This window comes from Nannocystis exedens, assembly GCF_002343915.1.
Classification (GTDB): domain Bacteria; phylum Myxococcota_A; class Polyangia; order Nannocystales; family Nannocystaceae; genus Nannocystis; species Nannocystis exedens.
Genome location: NZ_NETK01000001.1, coordinates 4,034,663 through 4,052,151, shown reverse-complemented (window position 1 = coordinate 4,052,151; position 17,489 = coordinate 4,034,663). Strand labels below are relative to the sequence as shown.

Below are 17,489 nucleotides of genomic sequence, written 5' to 3'. Positions count from 1 at the left end.
ACCCGATGTCACGCATCATCACCCGCTCGCTGCTCCTCCCCGTCGCGCTGGTCGTGCCGGGCTGCCCGCTGACCCCCGAGATCATCGGCGAGACGGTCACGACCTCCGGCGCCAGCGGCGGCTCCGCCTCCGCGACGACCGACGACGATCCGGGCGCGAGCACCACCACCGTCCCGACCGGCACGACGACGAGCCTGCCGAGCGGCGCCTACGGCTCGGCCTGCGCGCTGGCCGGTTTTCCACCCATTATCAATCACTCCGCGATCACCCCCCAGCCGGCCTGCGACGGCGGGATCTGCCTGCTCGTCATCGACGCGAAGTACCAGTGCGAGAGCGACCTCGACTGCGAGACGAACGTCGGCGAGGGCGTGGCGTGCGAGGAGGGCTACTGCGACGTGTCGCCGGCCGTCATCCTGGAGGAGGGCTCGCGCTGCACCCAGACCTGCGAGACCGTCGCGGATTGCCCCGAGATCCCGGGTTGCATGTCGGGGGCCATCTGCAGCTCGTTCATGGTGAGCGGCGAGCTGTGCTGCCAGAAGGTCTGCGGCTGCATCGATTCCCTTTATGTGTCCGGGGTCATGAGCCTGCAGATGCTCTGCGACGAGATGCCTGATTTCACGTGTCCGGGGTCATGAGCCTGCAGTTGCTGCGCGCCTGAGCCCCTGCGCCAGTCGGTCGGTGAAGCGCGCGTCGACGCTCGCCCCACGAGATGTCTTTAAAAACATGTTATAAGGGTCATATTCGTGATCCTTCGCGCGGGCTACGTCGAGCGGCGACTCGGCGCCTCGAATGCGCGCACCTGCACCTCGACGCCGGCGAGGAAGCACGCGAGGCCGCACTCGAACAGGGCGTCGAGGCTCATGTCGAGGTCGGCGATCTCGCTGATCCGCGCGAGCATGGGGAAGCGCGGCATCACCGCGGCGAACCGCTGCTCCTGCGCGGCCATCCACTCCTCGCTGTTCATCCCGGTGTCGCGCTCCGCCTCGCGCTCGGACTCGACGCTCATCGCCATCCCGCGCACGTGGGCCATGAACGTCACGCAGGTGCGCATCGCCGCCGCCGGCGGGAAGCCGGCCTCGATCAGCGCCGCGAGCCCCCATTCGGTGTGCTGCATCCCGCTCACCGACAGCTGCGGCCGCGTCATCGACAGCGCCGGCGCCAGCCACGGGTGGCGCGTGTACAGCTCCCAGTGCGTCCGGGCCAGCCGCTCGAGCCGGGCGCGCCAGCCGGCCGGCTGCGCCATGGCCGGCCGCGCCGTCGCCAGCGAGTCGTTCATCACCGCGTCGACCATCGCCAGCACCAGCTCGTCCTTGCCCGGCACGTGGCGGTACAGCGACATCGTCGCCACCCCGAGCTCCGTCGCCACCGCGCGCATCGACAGCGCCGCCAGTCCCTCGTCGTCGGCGATGGCGATCGCCGCTCGCACGATGCGCTCGCGCGACAGCTCGGGCCCGTCCTCCCGCGCCCGCACCACGGTGCCGACCCCCGGGACCACCCGCACCAGCCGCTCGCGCTGCAGCTGCGTCAGCACCTTCATCGCCGTCGCCAGCGCGACCCCGTCGTCGCGGGCGATCTGCCGCGCCGACGGCACCCGGTCGCCCGGCCGCAGCGCGCCGCGGCGGATCTGCTCGCGCAGCCGATCGGCGATCCGACCCGCCGAGGTGTTCTGTTTCATTCCCGGTGTTCTAGTACACCCGCGCGCTCCTGTCGACGGTTCGGCCCGGCGCGCGTACACCGTACGCATGCACGTCCTCATCACCGGCGCCAGCATCGCTGGCCCCGCCTTGGCCTTCTGGCTGCACCGTCACGGCATCGACGTCACCGTCGTCGAGCGGGCCCCCGCGCTGCGCGAAGGCGGCTACTGCGTCGACATCCGCGGCGTCGCCCTCGAAGTCGTCGCGCGCATGGGTCTGCGCGACGCCCTGCGCCCGCTGGAGGCCGACACGCTCGAGAACATGATGGTCGACGAGCGCGGCCGTCGCTTCGGTCGGACCCCGCGCGGCTTCGGCGTGATCGACCCCGAGGACGTGGAGATCCTCCGCGGCGACCTGGCGCGGGTCCTCTACGAGGCGACGCGCGAGCAGGTCCGCTACCGCTTCGGCGACTCGGTCGCGGCGCTCCGGCAGCACGACGGCGGCGTCGACGTGACCTTCGCCGGCGGCGACGCGGCGACCTTCGACCTGGTGGTCGGGGCCGACGGGGTCCACTCGCAGGTCCGCGCGCTCGCGTTCGGGCCCGAGCGCGAGTGTCTGCGCGCGATGGGCAGCGCGATGGCGATCTTCACCGCGCCCAACCACCTCGGCCTGCACCGCCAACAGTTGTTGTTCACAGGTCTGCGCCGGGTCGCCAGCATCAAGAGCACGAACGGCGACCGCGACCTGATGTGCGCGGTGTTCTTTGCGCACCGCGACCGCTTCGACCACCGTGACGTCCCCGCGCAGCGGCGCCTCGTCGCCGAGGCCTTCGCCGACGCCGGCTGGGAGTTCCCGCGGCTCATCGCCGCGATGCAGCGCGCCGACGACTTCTACTGCGACCTCACCTGCCAGATCCGCCTGCCCACGCTCTCCCGCGGCCGCGTGGCCCTCGTCGGCGACGCCGGCTACTGCCCGTCCCCGCTCACCGGTCAGGGCACCAGCCTCGCGCTGGTCGGCGCCTACGTCCTCGCCGCCGAGCTCGCCCGCAGCGCCGACGTCTCGACGGCCCTGCGCCGCTACGACGAGCGCGTGCTGCCGTTCGTCCGCAGGAACCAGGACATCGCGTGGAAGCTCGGCGACGGCTATGCGCCCGATTCCGCGTTCCAGGTGCGCGTGCGCCGACTCGCCATGAAGCTGCTGCCGTACATGCCCGGCAGCAGCTTCGTGATGAAGCTGGCGATGCGCGGCGTCCGTGAGGCGTCCCGCGACCTCGAGCTGCCGGCGCCGATGCACGGCGCGCGAGCCGGCGGGGGCGTCGCTCCGGGCTCAATGGCGACAGTCACTTCGGGACAGGTCTGATGGTTCGCGCGGAGCGCGGCACGCGGGCCCCGGTCGGGCCGGGGCCCGCGCGGTCTCAGCCGACGACCCTGGCGAGCAGGAAGTCGAGCGAATCGATGTCGGCTTCCCGCATCGCGCATTGGTTCTTCATGGTGACGTTGTCCCACTCATCCTGAATGCATTCGACGGTCGGGAACACGGGCCCGCAGTCCTGCATGTAACAAGCTTCGTCGAAGGTGTGCCCGGCGCCCGGCAGCTGGACCCACAAGAGCTCGTCGGCGCTGCCGGGGGTGGTGCCGTACGTGTCGTGGGCGGTGGTGACGCGCGCCTGGCAGTCGTCCTCGAAGTCGTCCTCGGTGCCCATGTTCAGGCGCAGCGGGTTGGCGGGCCGCCACCAGCCGTCCGTGTGGTCGTTATAGCCGAAGCCGAGCGCGGAGCCGCAGCCGGGGTAGAACGCGACGGCGGCGGCGTAGGGCGGGTCGGTGGTATAGGGGGTGCTGGAGTCCCTGGAGGTGGCTGCCATCGCCACGAGCACGGCCTGGGCCCCCTGCGACCAGCCGAGCAGGCCGATGGCGCCGGTGTCGACGTCGAACTCTTCGATCAGGTAGTCGAGCGCGGCGCCGATGTCCGCGACCCGGGTGGTATACGGATTCACCCGGGCCGGGTCGCCCATGTAGCACTGATTCTGGTACTGCAGGTAGGTCATGCTGGTGGGACGGCGCCCCTCGTAGCTGTCGACCGCGATGGCGACATAACCCTGGGCGGCGAGCTCGCGGCCCCAGCGCTCGATCTCCCGACTGGCACCATTCGCCGGGTTGTCATTGTACCACATGCCGCTGCATCCGTGCATCATGATCACGGCGGGCGGGTTCGCGGGCAGCGGATCGGGGACGTAGATCCGCCCGTCCAGGGTCACCCCGGCGGTCGGGCCCGGGACGGTGATGTTGCCGTAAGTATCTGCCCGAGCGTCCGCTGGCAGCGAGAGCCAGACGAGCGCGGCAGTGAAGGTGACGAGGTATGCATGAGTATTGAGCATGGCGATCTCCGATGAGAGGCTGGCCCGCAGCACGTCGGCCGCGGGTAGCTCTGGGAAGAGCAAGCGCCTCGCCAACGCTGCGAGGCGCGCCCGATCGCGGAGATCGCAGCGAGATCAAGGTGTAACGAGTTGGGGTCGTGACGGGATCGACGAGCTGTCCCCCGGGACACGGGACAGTGCCCCAGGGGCACTGTCGCCGCGTCGATGCCCTCGTCGAGCGGGTGCCCTCTTTATTGGGACGGCGAGTCGAACGCGGATGCCATGACGGCCGTGATTTTGACGGATCTATGTCCAATGCGATGGGGACGGGCCCGCGGGGTTCCCATGCGATTTACGGCGCTCGGGACCCCGCGGGCCACCGGCGTCGGCGTTCACTCGCCGTCCCACGTGTACCACTCGGCGCCCGGGTACAAGGGGGCGTCGCACGGCGGGAGGTCGCACACGAGCGCCACCTCGGCGGGGTCGACGAGGCGCGGGGTGCCGAGGCAGAGCGCGCCGTCCTCGGTCCATACGGCCTCGTACTTGGCCTCGTCGGGGAGCCCGACCGCGGGGACGTAGCGGGAGTGGTTCTCCCAGTGGACGAGCGTGCCCTGGGCGGTGAAGCTGTAGCCGGTGCCGCAGTAATCGGCGGTGATCATCTTGATGGTCGCCTGCCGCTGGGCGGCGGTCGCGGGGGCGCCGAGGCCGGCGAAGTCGTCGTTCGGGCCGTAATTCATCAGCTTCATCTTGAACACCGCCTCGCCCTCGCAGGCGAGCGTGACCCAGTCGGGCTGGTTGGCGATCACGAGCTTGCCCGCGTCGTCGTAGCGCTCGCCGACGATGAGGGTGACGGTGGGGCGGTCGGGCTCGTCGCGGAACTCCGGGCACAGGTTGACGGTCTCGCTCGGAATCTCGTCGGTGTCGAAGGCGAGGGCATAGGCCGAGATCGGGTCGCCGTTGGTGGCCCAGGAGTCGATCTCGGCGTCGTGGGCCCGGATGTGGATGTCGATCGTGTGGACGCCGTCGCTGACGACGAGGTCCCAGCCGACGAGGTCGTCGTCGCTGGCGACGATGGTGCCGTTGCCAGTCCGGGCGACGAACTCGTCGGCGACGGCGTCGAATGTATAGAGCGTGCCGCCGGGGTTGCGCAGACCGACGACGTAGATATCGTCGCCGTTGGGCACGCCGCTGCGGCTGAGCTCGGGGAGGCGGAAGTCGTTGGTGGCCGGCGAGTTCGGGGGGCAAGTGCCGCAGGCGACGGTGGTGGTGTCTCGATAGGCGATCGTGTCGTCCGGCTGAGCGCAGGCGGAGGCGAGGGCGGCGGTGACGGCGAGGGGCAGCGTGAGGCGGGGCAACATGGTCGAGGTTCTCCAAGCAGCAGGGGTGATGCGTCGCCGGCGTGTCGTGTCGCCGGCGGACACGTCTCTCTTGAGCAAGCTACACGCCCGGGAACACTGTCAGTGATTTCAAAGAGGTACGCCCGGGCGCAGGGGGGGAGCGCGTACCGTCTCAGGGGCAGTCCCATGAGACACTGTCTCATGGGCATCGGTCGCAGGGGGCAGCGACGCGAGGGCGTCGCGGGACGCGGCCAGCAACAGGCGTGGCAGCGTGAGCAGCTCGCGGTCGACGGTGCGCGCGAGCTCGGCTTCCACGTCGGTGAGCACGGCCCGGGCCTCGTCGGCGCGGCCCAGCGCGGCGAGGGCCCGACCACGCACGAGGCCGAACTCCGGCAGCTCCGCGGCCGCGTGCGGCAGGTGACGGTAGGGCCACACGCTGGCGCGCCCGCTCTCGGCGTGGGCGACCGCGTCGGCGGGCCGCTCGTCGAGCAGGGCCAGGAAGGCGGCCGCCTTCGAGCGGAAAAAGGCGGATTGGGCCGCGGCGCCCTGCGTGACGGCGCCGCGCTCGGGACAGGCGAGCGCCCGCGCGAAGCTGGCGGCGGCGTCGGCTTGCCGCCCGAGGAGGTGCTCGTGCTGCCCCTGCGTGTAGAAGCAGCGGACGCAGGTGCTGGCTTCGTCGGGGTAGTAGGTCGCGAGCAGGGGACAGGTCGCCGCGAGGACACGCGCGCCGACGGCGGGGTCCGGGTCGTAGTGGGCCTGGCTGAGGCGGAGTTCGAGGGCGAGGCGGTGGTTCGGTCCGAGCGTGGCCTCGAGCGCCTCCGTCGCCGCCCTCAAGGTCTCGCTACGGACCGCAGGGTCGGGGTCGCTGACGGCAGTGTTGTTGCGGTAGAGCGCGAGATCGATCGGGTCGACGACGGGGGCCCGCTGTAGGGTGTCGAGGGCGCGGACGAAGTCGCGGTGGGCGGCCTCGCGGTCGCGCTCGGCCAGGGCGATCGCGCCGCGGTTGTTGAACAGCCGCGCGAGGGCCTCGTGCGGTTCGGGCAGGCGGCGGGCGACGGCCTCGGCGATCGGCAGGGCGGCCCGCGCGGCGTCGCGCTCGCCGTCGTGGACGCCGGCGATGTAGAGGGCGCGGGCGAGCGCCTCGGCGGCGACCTCGTCGCGGCGAGCGGCGAGCGCGAGCGGGCCGGCCTCGGTGAGGGCCTCGCGCGCGACTTTCCACTCGTAGGCGGTCATCGCCGTCTGGCCGAGGACGAGCAGGGCCTCCGCCCGCGAGCCGTCGAGCCCCGCGCTGCGGGCCGCCTCCGCGGCCTCGCGTGCGCGCGCCATGGCGGTGGCGAGGTCGCCGGCGTGGTGGCGCGCGCGAGCGTCGCTGAGGCGCGCGTCGATCTGCGCGGCCTCGCGCGCGAGCGCCGGGTCGTCGGGCGGCGGGGCGGCGGCCAGCACCGCCTCGACGTCGCTGCACGTGGCGATCGCGGGCAGGCGCGCGACCACCTGGGCGGCGTCCTGGTCGGCGCCGCCCTCGGCGAGGACCGTGGCGGCGCTGGCGAGGGCCGCCCGCCGACCGGCGAGGCAGCGCATCCGCGCGTCGAGCAGGGTGGCCGACTGCTCGCCGCGGTGATGGTCGAGGCAGGCGTCGCGGTGGGCCTGTTGCCAGGTGGCGGCGAAGCGGTCGAGGCCGGCGAGGGCGCGCACGGGCACGTCAGGGTCGCGCGCGCCCTCCAGGGCGGCGGCGACGGCGGACCGGCGCTCCGGGCCCCACGCGGCCGCGAGCTCCTCGGCGGCGCCGTTGCACACGCCGGCCTCGGGGTCGCGCGAGAGCAGGGCGGCGAAGGCCGCTGCGCCGAGCGCGGCGACCAGGGCGACGGCGCCCAGCCGGGTCCGCCGGGCGCGCCGCGGGTCGCGGGCCAGCGCCGCCAGGAGGGCGTGCATGCTCGGCCAGCGCTCCTCGGGCTGGCGCGCGAGGCCGCGGCGCAGCACCTCGGCGTACCGGCGCGGGGCGGCCTCGCCGGGCTCGCCGATCTGCCCGCCCAGCACGGCCTCGGCGGCGGTGGTCGGGTTTTCCCCGACGAAGGGGCGGCGGCCGTAGAGGGCCTCCCACAGCGCGACGCAGAAGCTGAACTGATCGCTGCGCGCGTCGACGGTGTGGCCCAGGTGCTGCTCCGGCGACATGTAGGCCGGCGTGCCGAGCAGCGCGCCGGCGCGGGTGAGGGAGAGGGCGAGCGGGCCCTCGCGCGGAGGCGCCGGGTCGCCGTCCTCGATCGAGGAGTCGCCCTCGCGCGCGAGGCCGAAGTCGGCGACGCGCACCCGCCCGTCGACGCCGACCAGCAGGTTGTCGGGCTTGATGTCGCGGTGGACCAGGCCGGCGTCGTGCGCCGCGGCGAGCCCACGACCCGCTTCGAGGAACACCCGCACGATCTCGGCCGGCGAGCGCTTCTGTCCCTTGAGCCATGTCCGAAGATCCTGGCCGCGGACGAACTCCATGGCGATGAAGACCTGGCCGTCGACCATGCCGGCGTCGTAGATCTGGACGACGTTGGGGTGGGACAGGCGGGCCAGCGCCTGCGCCTCCCGCAGCAGCCGCACCGGCGAGCCGAACGGCGACGAGTCGTCGCGCAGCAGCTTGAGGGCGACCTTGCGGTCGAGGTCGGGGTCGTAGGCGGCGAGCACGACGCCCATGCCGCCGGCGCCGATCCGCTCGAGCACGTGGTAGCGACCGAGCCTGGCCGGCAGCGCGCGCACGGCGGGCGAGGGGCCGTCGAAGTCCATGGTGGCGTCGTCGAGGCCGACGCGCCGGCCGGTCGAGGTCTGCGCGAACGAGGCGTCGGCCGGATCCATCACGGAGACGAAACGACCACTCTCTACACGCTGCGCCGGTCCTTGTCACCGAGCGGTCGCCGCAGGTCCGGGCCGCGAGCGAGCGTGAGGTCTCTCGGTCGGGCGTTTCCCGCTTGCCGCGGCGTCGCCGGCCGGGACACAATCACCGGGGTGAAGCCGTCGCCGCGGCCCGACGAGACGGTCTCCACCGATCGGAGCGACTACCCCCGCACGGTGGCGCGCGGGGCCCGGCTGATGTTCGTGTGGCCGCGCGAGCTGGCCGCGATCCACCCACTCGGCGAGGCCGACGTGCTCATCGGCCGTCAGGCGCCGGCGGAGGGCGTGATCTCGGCGATGCACTCGACGGTGTCGCGCCAGCACGCGGTGATCCGCTGGGACCCGGTGGCGGAGCGACACGCGGTCGCCGACCTCGGCAGCCGCAACGGCGTGGCGCTGCAGGGGCAGCAGGTGTCCGCGCTGCCGCGCTACGTCGAGGACGGCGCGGTGCTGCGGATCGGCGACGTGCTGGCGGTGTACGAGCGGCTCGACGCCGCCGCCGTCGACGCGCCCGAGGTGTCGCGGCGGGAGATCCCCGGCGAGTCGCAGGCGGTCGGCGCGCTGCGGGCCGCGATCGCGCGCGCGAGCGCCGACCCGTCGCCGGTGCTGGTGCTGGGCGAGACCGGGGCCGGCAAGGAGCGGATCGCCGGCGAGCTGCACCGGCTGAGCGGACGGCGCGGGCCGCTGATCGCGGTCAACTGCGCGACGCTCAGCCCGCAGCTGATCGAGAGCGAGCTGTTCGGCCACGTGCGCGGGGCCTTCACCGGGGCCACGCGCGAGCACGCCGGGCTGTTCCGCGAGGCCAGCGGCGGCACCCTGTTCCTCGACGAGCTCGGCGAGCTGCCGCTCGACCTCCAGCCCAAGCTGCTGCGGGCGGTCGAGCTCGGCGAGGTCAGCCCGGTCGGCAGCGTGCAGCGCTACAAGGTCGACGTCCGCCTGGTCGCGGCGACCAACCGCTCGCTGTTCGACGAGGTCGAGCGCGGCCGGTTCCGCCGCGACCTCTACGCCCGCCTGGCGCTGTGGGAGATCCACGTGCCGCCGCTGCGCGCCCGCCGGTCCGACCTGCTCGGGTGGATCGATCGCCTGCACCGCGGCTGGGGCGAGCACCGCGGACAGGCCGAGGTGCGCCCGCTCGACTTCTCCCCGGAGGCGGTGGAGCGGCTGCTGCTCGCCGACTGGACCGAGAACCTGCGCGGGCTGCAGCGCTGCGTCCACGAGCTGGCCAGCGCCGCGCACGCGCGGCCGATCACGCCGCTCGACCTGCCGGCGTGGCTGCGCCAGCGTTCGGCGGCCGCCCCGGCGCAGTCGACCGAACCCGCTCTGAAGGACAGGCTGCTGCGACAGCGGCCGAGCCGGGACGAGGTGATGGCGGCGCTGATCGCCAACAACTGGAGCATCCGCGCCACGGCCAAGCACTTCGACCGCGACCGCAAGCAGATCAGCCGCTGGATCGAGTACTACGCGATCGAGCGGCCCGACCGCGGCGACGATTGAGGCCGCGGGCGAGGCGGTCGACTCGTGGGTCTCCGGGGTCACGGAGACGAGCGTCGCAGGCGACCGTTTGCTCCGCCCTGGACAACTCGTGCGCCCGCAATGACCCGCGGCCTGCAGAGTTCCGCCGCCCGACTGGCAGCGCGCACTCTCATATGTCTTCAGGGACATGTTACGAGCGTCGAACGCGGCGTCCGCGGTGGGCCAGCGACACCAAAAGGAGGATGCCGAGCCAGCCGTGGCCGGCGCCCTGGCTGCCGTTGCAGGCGCAGCCATCCTGTGAGTCCGGGGCCTCGGGGAGGCCGTCGCCGTCGCCGTCGCTGGTCGTGCCCGAGCCGCCGGTGGTCGAGGTGGGCGATCCGGTGGTCGGGTCGAACCCGCCGGTCGGCTCGCCGGTCGGGTCGTCGGTCGTGTCGCCGGTGGTGTCGCCCGTGTCTCCGCCCGTCGTGGAGGTGTCGGGCATGTCCCCGGTGGTCTCGCCGTCCGGCTCGACGCCGACGTAGATGGTGGCCTCGTCGAAGCCGACGTTGCCGTCGTGGTCGAGGGCCTCGACGCGGATGGTGTACTTGCCCTTGGGCGGGGTGAGGACCCACTCGGTCTCGCGCTTGTAGGCGGGGAGCTCCTGACCGGCCTCGGGGATCATCAGGCGCCAGCCGGCGCCGTCGAAGTTGTCGGTGACCTCGGCCTCGACGGTGAACTCCTGGCCCGGGGCGAGGACGGCGCCGTCGAGCGGCGAGAGCAGGTGGACGGTGGGCGGGACGTCGTCGACGGAGTTCGGGCCGAACATGGCCAGGAGCTCGGCGGTGTCGTTCTGCATCTTGGAGCCCTCGCCGCAGAACTCGTCGTGGACCGAGGCGCACATCGGCTGGCTGGTCTCGGTCATCACGCATCGGTCGCTCCATGTGCGCGGGAGGCCCGAGATGAAGCTGTTCATGATGTAATTGAAACCCGCGAGCCCGTCGAGCCCCCAGTGGTGGCCGGCGACTTTGAGCGCCGCGTCGCCGAGCACCTGGATCTCGCCGGGGTAGCTGTCGGCGAACACGAAGCCGGTCTCGCGCCACCAGCTGTCGCCGCAATCGGTCGCGCACGTGAAGATGCTGCTCGGTTCGGCGTCGAGCAGCTCCCCCTTCCCGCCGATCATGATCTGGCTGTAGGGCAAGTGCTTCGGCGGCCGCTGCTCGTGGACGACGCGGATCCCGAACGGCGCCACGCCTGTCTTGAAGATCTCGACGATCGCCAGCCGCTCCTCGTCGGTGCCGCTGAAGGCCGGGTACTCGAGCTGACCGGTGACGCACCCCGCCGTCCCCTCCGCCGCATTGACGCCGACTTTGGCGGCCGACTTGAGCTGGGCGCCGTCGAAGTTGAGATAGACGGTGTGACGGTGGGGCGGCTTGTCCCACGCGGCGTGCGGCTCCGGCTCGATGCCGGTCAGCGCGCTCGAGCCGTGCTCGGGAGGGATGGGGCGGATCGCGAATTGTCCGAGTTCGGAATCCGCATCGGCGGCGAACAACAACGACAACGTGCTGAGGGTGGTGAACAGATGAGCAAACATTGCAGTCTCCGGGGTGTGTGTGGAGGCAGAGCAAGCGCCACGCCCCACCGATCGGCTTGATTCCACTCGATCTTCGCCGGCGGCGCGGCGCGGTGTCCCATGGGACACGGGACACGTACTCATGGGACGCGCGCAGGGGGGAGGATCCCCGGCGGGAGCGGGTTCGGCGGGCCCGCGCATTCGCGGGACAGGCGGGTTCGTCGCGCGGCTCGAAGGGTCGGAGCTCGATATGTCCTCAGGGACATGTTGAAATGCGAGCGTCGTCCCGGTCTCCGACTGCTCCCGGCGAGCTGGTCGCCCCCGGGGGGGCAGCGACACAAGGAGGAGCATGCCGGGCGCGAGCAGGACGGCGCGAGGGCTCGCGGTATGTCCTCAGGGACATGTCACGAGCGTCGACTGCGGCGCCCGCGGTGGGCCAGCGACAACAGGAGGAGCATGCCGAGCGAGCCGTGGCCGGCGCCCTGGCTGCCGTTGCAGGCGCAACCTTCCTGCGAATCCGGGGCCTCGGGGAGGCCGTCGCCGTCGCCGTCGCTGGTCGTGCCCGAGCCGCCGGTGGTCGAGGTGGGCGCGCCGGTGGTCGGGTCGGGGTCGCCGGTCGGCTCGCCGGTCGTGTCGCCGGTCGTGTCGCCCGTGTCTCCGCCCGTCGTGGAGGTGTCGGGCGTGTCCCCGGTGGTCTCGCCGTCCGGCTCGACGCCGACGTAGATGGTGGCCTCGTCGTAGCCGACGTTGCCGTCGTGGTCGAGGGCCTCGACGCGGATGGTGTACTTGCCTTTCGGCGGGGTGAGGACCCACTCGGTCTCGCGCTTGTAGGCGGGGAGCTCCTGGCCGGCCTCGGGGATCATCAGGCGCCAGCCGGCGCCGTCGAAGTTGTCGGTGACCTCGGCCTCGACGGTGAACTCCTGGCCCGGGGCGAGGACGGCGCCGTCGAGCGGCGAGAGCAGGTGGACGGTGGGCGGGACGTCGTCGACGGAGTTCGGGCCGAACATGGCCAGGAGCTCGGCGGTGTCGTTCTGCATCCCGGAGCCCTCGCCGCAGAACTCGTCGTGGACGTGGGCGCAATACGGCTTGCCGAACGAATCATCGCTCTCGACGCACTGGTCGCTCCACGCGCGGGGCTGCTCGGAGACCAGGCCGTTCATGATGAATTCGTAGTCCGCGAGCATGTCGAGCCCCCAGGCGTGACCTGCGACCTTGAGCGCCGCCTGACCGAGCAGCAGCGCCATGCCGGGATACGCGTCGGTGAACACGAAGCCGGTCTCGCGCCACTGCGCGTCGCCGCAGTCGGTCGAGCACGCGACGCTGCTGCCGCCCGGCGCATCGAGCAGGGACGGCAGGCCGCCGAACATGACCTGGCTGTACGGCAGGTGCTTCGGCGGCCGCTGCTCGTGGACGACGCGGATCCCGAAGGGCGCCACGGCCGTCTCGAACACCTCGACGATCGCCAGCCGCTCCTCCTCGGTGCCGCTGAAGGCCGGGTACTCGAGCTCGCCGACCTGGCACTGCACCGCCCCTTCGGCGGCGTTCACCCCCGCGTTGGGGCCCGACTTGAGCAGGGCGCCGTCGAAGTTGAGATAGACGGTGTGACGGTGCGGCGGCTTGTCCCACGCGGACGACGGCTCCGGCTCGCCGCCGGCGAGCGCGCTCGAGCCGGGCACGCGAGGGACGGGGCGGATCGTAAATTGCCCGAGCTCGGGATCCACATCGACGGCGAACAACAACGAAAAGGGAATGAGGGCGGTGAACAGGTGAAACATCGCAGGCTCCGGGGGCGTGGGACGGCAGAGCAAGCGCCACGCCGCGCCGATCGCCTTGATTCCACTCGCTCTTCGCTCGCGGCGCGGGATGGTGTCCCATGGGACACGGGACACGTACTCATGGGACTCTCGCCGGGGAGTCCTCGAGATCCGACGACGACGCGGACGGGCGAACTTGCGTCAGTCCTCGAGTGCGCCGGACGCGGGACACGAGCTCATGGGACTCGCGCCCGCAGACCCGCGAGTCTCGGCGACGAGGCGACCGACGAACTCGCGTCAATCCTCGAGTGCGCCGGACGCGGGACACGAGCTCATGGGACTCGCGCCCGCAGACCCGCGAGTCTCGGCGACGAGGCGACCGACGAACTCGCGTCAATCCTCGAGGGCGCCGGACGCGGGACACGAGCTCATGGGACTTGCGTCAGCAGATCCGGCGAACTCGCGTCAGTCCTCGGGGCGCCGGACGCGGGACACGAGCTCATGGGACTTGCGTCGGCCGATCCGACGAGCTCGCGTCAGCCTCGGGGCTTCGGCCGCTGAATCGCGCCCGGCTGGAGCCGCGGCCGTTCTGCTCACGGTCGCAAGGAAGCGCTCGGCCGTGGCGCCGAGGTTCCGCTCGTCAGCGCTCGACCTCGTCGATGGCAGCCTCAGCGCGGCTCGCGGGGGCACGACTGAAGCTGCCCGAAAGGACAGGTTTCCCGGCAGCTGTCCGCTCCGTGAGGTGCCGCAGTCGTGATCGGCGGCGACTTCCGTGAGGCCGATGGCGGCGGCGACCCGCTGAGAGGGAGCGTCCGAAATGCTGCCGGCAGCCGCCTCCCGGCAGGAGAGGGACCGGCCAGTGCTGCTCGAAAGTGTGCCCATCGGCGCCATCGCTGGGGCCAATTTCGCGCGCAGATCAGGGAATTCCTGGGTCGGAGCTGCGCCCGCGGCCGCGCGCTTGATCTGAACCAGATCACGCGCTGCATTGACCCCACTGCTCGCCAGGCGCACTTTACTGAACAGGCGAGCAAGCTGACCATGAGTTCCGGATTCACCACCCTGCAAGTCCTGTCGTCCTGCACCGGCCTGCACGTGATCCTCGGCAGCCGGGCAGGCGCCCCGGTGCCCTCGGCCTCGCCGGAGCTGGCTCTGGCCGGTCTGCTCGCCGAGTTCGAGGCGCGGGGCGAGCGCGTCACGGTGGTGACCCTGCGCCTGGCCCGGCGCGAGGACGCGAGCTGGGCCGAGCCGGCGCTGCGCTGGCTGACGGCCCACGGCCGCCGGGTGATCCTCCGCAGCCCGGCCACCCTGGCCCGCTCCCTGGTCCTGCGGGCGAAGGACTGCCAGGCTTCGGTGGCGTACGAGATCGCGCACCAGAAGGTGGAGATCCAGCGGGCTCTCCTGGGCGCCGAGGCGGAAGCTGCGCCGGCGCTGTTGCTCCAGGCCCAGTACCTCCGCCGCCTCGGGGTGCCGGTCTCGGTCCACCTGGGGCCGCTGCTCGCGGGGCTCCACGACCGCCCGTTCGGGCCCGACTTCGAGCCGCTGCTCCGCCACATCGCCGCGGCCGAGCTGCGCGACCTCCACTTCGTGCCCGGCCGCCTCACTCCGGCCCGGATCCAGGCGCTGTCCGCGGTGCTCGACGCCGACACGATGACCTCGGTGCTGCGCCGCTACGGCGTGCCCCCGGCCGCCCAGAGCCGCGACGCCGCCCCCACCAGCACCGGCTGGCGCCTGACGGCCCAGGCCACCGGCGCTTTGGTCGAGGGCCTCAAGGGCCTGGCCGAGCGCCACGGGATGCGCCTCGACGCCTGCGGCTGCGCTGCCCACTGCCACCGCGACGAGCAGCGCCGGGAGGTGGTCTCGGTCCAGGGCCCGGGGCTGTTCGCCGCCCACGGGTGGTGAGCGGACGCGGCGCTCCCAGCGACCTCCGTAGCCTCCGGCAATGCGGAGAGGGGCGTCACCCCGTCATCATCCCGTGTCCTGTCTGTCGCGGCACCGGCCGCGATCCAAGGTGCCAGCCGCGCTCGCTGGCGACGGACCTGTTGCGGCCCAGCCCGGTCGGATCCATGGCTCGCCCAGGGAGCTCGATCCTCGATCGCGTGAGTCTCGTCCGCCGTCCGGACAGGAGGTCACGGCCTCGAGCCTCGAGACTCGCGGGGCCGCGCAAGTCGCGGCCTCGTCAGAAACGCTGAGGCGAAGCCGGGCAGGGCGCGACCTCGCGTGCCGACGACCCCCAATTACTTATTAAAAGACTCGACGCTCGGGGGTCGCGGAAGGGGCGACCTGTCCCGAGCGTCAGGTGGGTTTGCGAGGGGCGGAGCGGCTAGGTGGCGCCGTCGGTCTCGTCTTGCTTGTCGAACTCTTCGACGGTCTGCAGACAGGCCATGCTGCCGGCGGCGATCATGAGGGCCGTGAGGAGCAGGAAGGAGAAGAACTTACGGCTCATGGGCGAAGACTCCGACGGGGTCGGCTGAGAGTATCAGGGAAGGTTCGAACAGCCGCAAGGCGTCGCGGTGCCGCGCGACAAGCGCGGTCCGATCGCCGGGATCGGCGGCGAGCCAGGCGGTTTTTTCACGGAGCAGGAGCTCGGTGGCATCGGCCGGACGTCCGAGGTCGAGGAGGAGCTCGATGTTCGCGAGCAGGGCTTCGGGCCGCTCGGGGGCGAGGTCGAGGGAGCGGCGGTAGTGGAACCGGGCCTGCTCGGGGTCGGCGAGGCGATGGAAGATCCGCCCGGCCGTCGCGTGCAGCTCCGGGCTGTACGGGTAGCTCGCCAGGCCCTCGGCGAGGTGACGGCGGGCCAGGTCCGTGCGTGTCGTCTCGGACGTCGCAGGCAGGTCGAGGCTCACCTCGGCGAGGCCGGCGAAGATCCCCGCGTTGCGATCGGGGCTGACGGCGAGGGCCGCCTGATAGCGGCGATAGGCGGTCGCCCAGTCCTCGCGGGCCGCGGCCAGACGGGCGAAGCACAGCTGCGGCAGCTCGTAGCGGGGGTCGTGGCGCTCGGCGTTGCGGCAGTGGGCCTCGGCGCGGGCGAACGCGAGGGCCTTGTCCTCGCGCGGAGCGTCGGCCGGGACGTTGCGGACGACCAACTCGCCGAGCACCGCGTGGGCGCGGGCCGAGTCGGGGGCGCGCTCACGGGCCACCCCCCACAGGTGCGAGTTGTCGCGGTAGACCGCGGCCGTGGCCACGCGCACCGAGCCCTGGACGACCACGACGGCGGCCAGCGGGGCGACGCGGGCGACGAGCTTCATGTCCTCGGGGACATGTCGCGAGAGCCAGCGTCCGGCGGCGAGCAGGAGCGCGGCCAGGCCGAGGCAGACCGGGACGCTCGGCAGGTACATGAAGCGGTCGGCCCGCATGTTGGGCATCGGGAACAGGTTGCTGGTCGGCAGGGCGAGGGCGAAGGCGCCGAGGATCGCCAGGGCGACCAGCGGGCGCCGGCGGGCGCAGCCGAGGCCGTAGCCGGCGAGCGCGAGCAGGGCGGCGCCGGCGAGCACGACGGCGGGGTCGCGGAGGTCGGCGGCGCGATCGGTGTACTCGGGCGAGAGGCCGATCGGGACCAGCATCTGCTGCAAGTAGCCGAGGTGGATCGGCAGCGAGGCGGCGAGCACGGGGCCGAGACCGACGCGGTGGCTGTAGACCCGCAGGTTGTCGGCGCCGTACGGGTCGAGGGCGCCGTAGAGGGCGACGGTGTAGACGAGGACGGCGGCGACGCCGAGGCCGAGCGCGAGGGCGCCGCGGACCAGGCGCGCGGGCGGGGGCCGCGGGCGCCACGGCGAGAGGCCCTCGGCGAGCAGCCACAGCGCCGGGATCGCGCCGGCGCTGAGCTTCATCGAACACGCCCCGAGGGACAGGAAGGCCGCGGCGGCGAGGCGGCCGCGCGAGGCGGCGAGGGCGGCGGCGAGGCCGAGCAGGGCGGCCAGCAGGTCCTCGCGGTAGGAGACGACGGCGACCGCCTCGGCGTGGATCGCCAGCAGGCCGAACAGGCCGGCTGTCCCGAGGGCCAGGTCGAAGGGGGCGCCGAGGGCGCGCAGCCAGCGGACCAGCACGGCGCAGACGCCCAGGTGCAGGGCGATCGACAGGGCGTGGTGCAGGCCGGACGACAGCCCCAGCAGGTGGTAGCCGAGCATGTCGAACACGACGAGGCCGGGGCGGAAGGCGTCGGGGACGTGGCGCGCCACGGCCTCGGCCGAGAACAAGAGCCCGAGGTCGGTCGGCACGCGGAGGAAGCCGTTGGCGACCAGGGTCCAGCCGTCGTCGTAGACGAACTGGTAGCCGAGCAGCGGCAGGTGGACGAGGGCGATCAGCGCGAGCACGCCGACGAGCGCGAGCCGCGGCGAGAGGTTGCCGAGCGAGTCCGATGGCCCGGGGGACATGTTTGAAGGATCATGGTGGGGGACCACGGAGGCGGCGGGCTCGGCAGGCAGACCGCCGGATGGCGCGGAGGACGTGTCCGAAGAGACAGGTCGGGTGGCCGCGGAGGCGGGCTCGCCCGGTGGCCGGGCACCGGATGGCGCGGAGGAC

12 protein-coding genes are annotated in these 17,489 nt (G+C 72.4%); 4 read left to right on the top strand and 8 right to left on the bottom strand.

Annotation, left to right across the window (positions count from 1 at the left end):
- Positions 1–5: 5 nt before the first annotated feature.
- Positions 6–635, top strand: coding sequence for a hypothetical protein (locus NAEX_RS15940; protein ID WP_143140605.1), 630 nt, complete (start codon positions 6–8; stop codon positions 633–635).
- Between the two features lie 125 nt (positions 636–760).
- Here NAEX_RS15940 and NAEX_RS15935 read toward each other — a convergent pair whose 3' ends face one another.
- Positions 761–1,675, bottom strand: a complete 915-nt coding sequence (locus NAEX_RS15935; RefSeq protein ID WP_096328348.1) for a TetR/AcrR family transcriptional regulator C-terminal domain-containing protein — start codon at positions 1,673–1,675, stop codon at positions 761–763.
- Between the two features lie 67 nt (positions 1,676–1,742).
- On the opposite strand from NAEX_RS15935, the gene NAEX_RS15930 reads away from it, so the two are divergent.
- Positions 1,743–2,993, top strand: a complete 1,251-nt coding sequence (locus tag NAEX_RS15930; RefSeq protein ID WP_096328347.1) for an FAD-dependent monooxygenase — start codon at positions 1,743–1,745, stop codon at positions 2,991–2,993.
- A 55-nt stretch (positions 2,994–3,048) separates the two neighbouring features.
- Here NAEX_RS15930 and NAEX_RS15925 read toward each other — a convergent pair whose 3' ends face one another.
- From NAEX_RS15925 to NAEX_RS15915, 3 genes are all read right to left on the bottom strand, one after another.
- On the bottom strand, positions 3,049–4,071 hold the full coding sequence (locus NAEX_RS15925) for a dienelactone hydrolase family protein (protein ID WP_096328346.1): 1,023 nt from the start codon (positions 4,069–4,071) through the stop codon (positions 3,049–3,051).
- 308 nt (positions 4,072–4,379) lie between these two features.
- A complete protein-coding gene (locus NAEX_RS15920) occupies positions 4,380–5,345 on the bottom strand; it encodes an ADYC domain-containing protein (RefSeq protein WP_096328345.1) in 966 nt (321 codons plus the stop codon).
- A gap of 108 nt (positions 5,346–5,453) precedes the next feature.
- On the bottom strand, positions 5,454–8,159 hold the full coding sequence (locus NAEX_RS15915; protein WP_096328344.1) for a serine/threonine-protein kinase: 2,706 nt from the start codon (positions 8,157–8,159) through the stop codon (positions 5,454–5,456).
- A 150-nt stretch (positions 8,160–8,309) separates the two neighbouring features.
- On the opposite strand from NAEX_RS15915, the gene NAEX_RS15910 reads away from it, so the two are divergent.
- Positions 8,310–9,689 carry a sigma 54-interacting transcriptional regulator gene (locus tag NAEX_RS15910; RefSeq protein ID WP_096328343.1) on the top strand — a complete coding sequence of 460 codons (1,380 nt, stop codon included), beginning with the start codon at positions 8,310–8,312 and terminating at the stop codon, positions 9,687–9,689.
- A gap of 169 nt (positions 9,690–9,858) precedes the next feature.
- Here NAEX_RS15910 and NAEX_RS15905 read toward each other — a convergent pair whose 3' ends face one another.
- Entirely contained in the window at positions 9,859–11,238 is a 1,380-nt protein-coding gene (locus NAEX_RS15905) for a hypothetical protein (protein WP_096328342.1), read from the bottom strand.
- Between the two features lie 383 nt (positions 11,239–11,621).
- Positions 11,622–12,992 carry a hypothetical protein gene (locus NAEX_RS15900; protein WP_096328341.1) on the bottom strand — a complete coding sequence of 457 codons (1,371 nt, stop codon included), beginning with the start codon at positions 12,990–12,992 and terminating at the stop codon, positions 11,622–11,624.
- A 1,017-nt stretch (positions 12,993–14,009) separates the two neighbouring features.
- On the opposite strand from NAEX_RS15900, the gene NAEX_RS15895 reads away from it, so the two are divergent.
- Positions 14,010–14,870, top strand: coding sequence for a hypothetical protein (locus NAEX_RS15895; RefSeq protein ID WP_096328340.1), 861 nt, complete (start codon positions 14,010–14,012; stop codon positions 14,868–14,870).
- 421 nt (positions 14,871–15,291) lie between these two features.
- Here the strand turns inward: NAEX_RS15895 and NAEX_RS53810 are convergent, their stop codons facing one another.
- Together NAEX_RS53810 and NAEX_RS15890 are read right to left on the bottom strand one after the other, a co-directional pair.
- The gene (locus NAEX_RS53810; RefSeq protein ID WP_256254051.1) at positions 15,292–15,414 is read right to left on the bottom strand and encodes a hypothetical protein; all 123 of its coding nucleotides are present in this window, start codon (positions 15,412–15,414) and stop codon (positions 15,292–15,294) included.
- Positions 15,404–17,341 (bottom strand): tetratricopeptide repeat protein, encoded by a 1,938-nt coding sequence (locus NAEX_RS15890; protein ID WP_096328339.1) that lies wholly within the window; start codon positions 17,339–17,341, stop codon positions 15,404–15,406. Before NAEX_RS15890 ends, NAEX_RS53810 begins: the two co-directional genes overlap by 11 nt.
- Between the last annotated feature and the right edge of the window lie 148 nt (positions 17,342–17,489).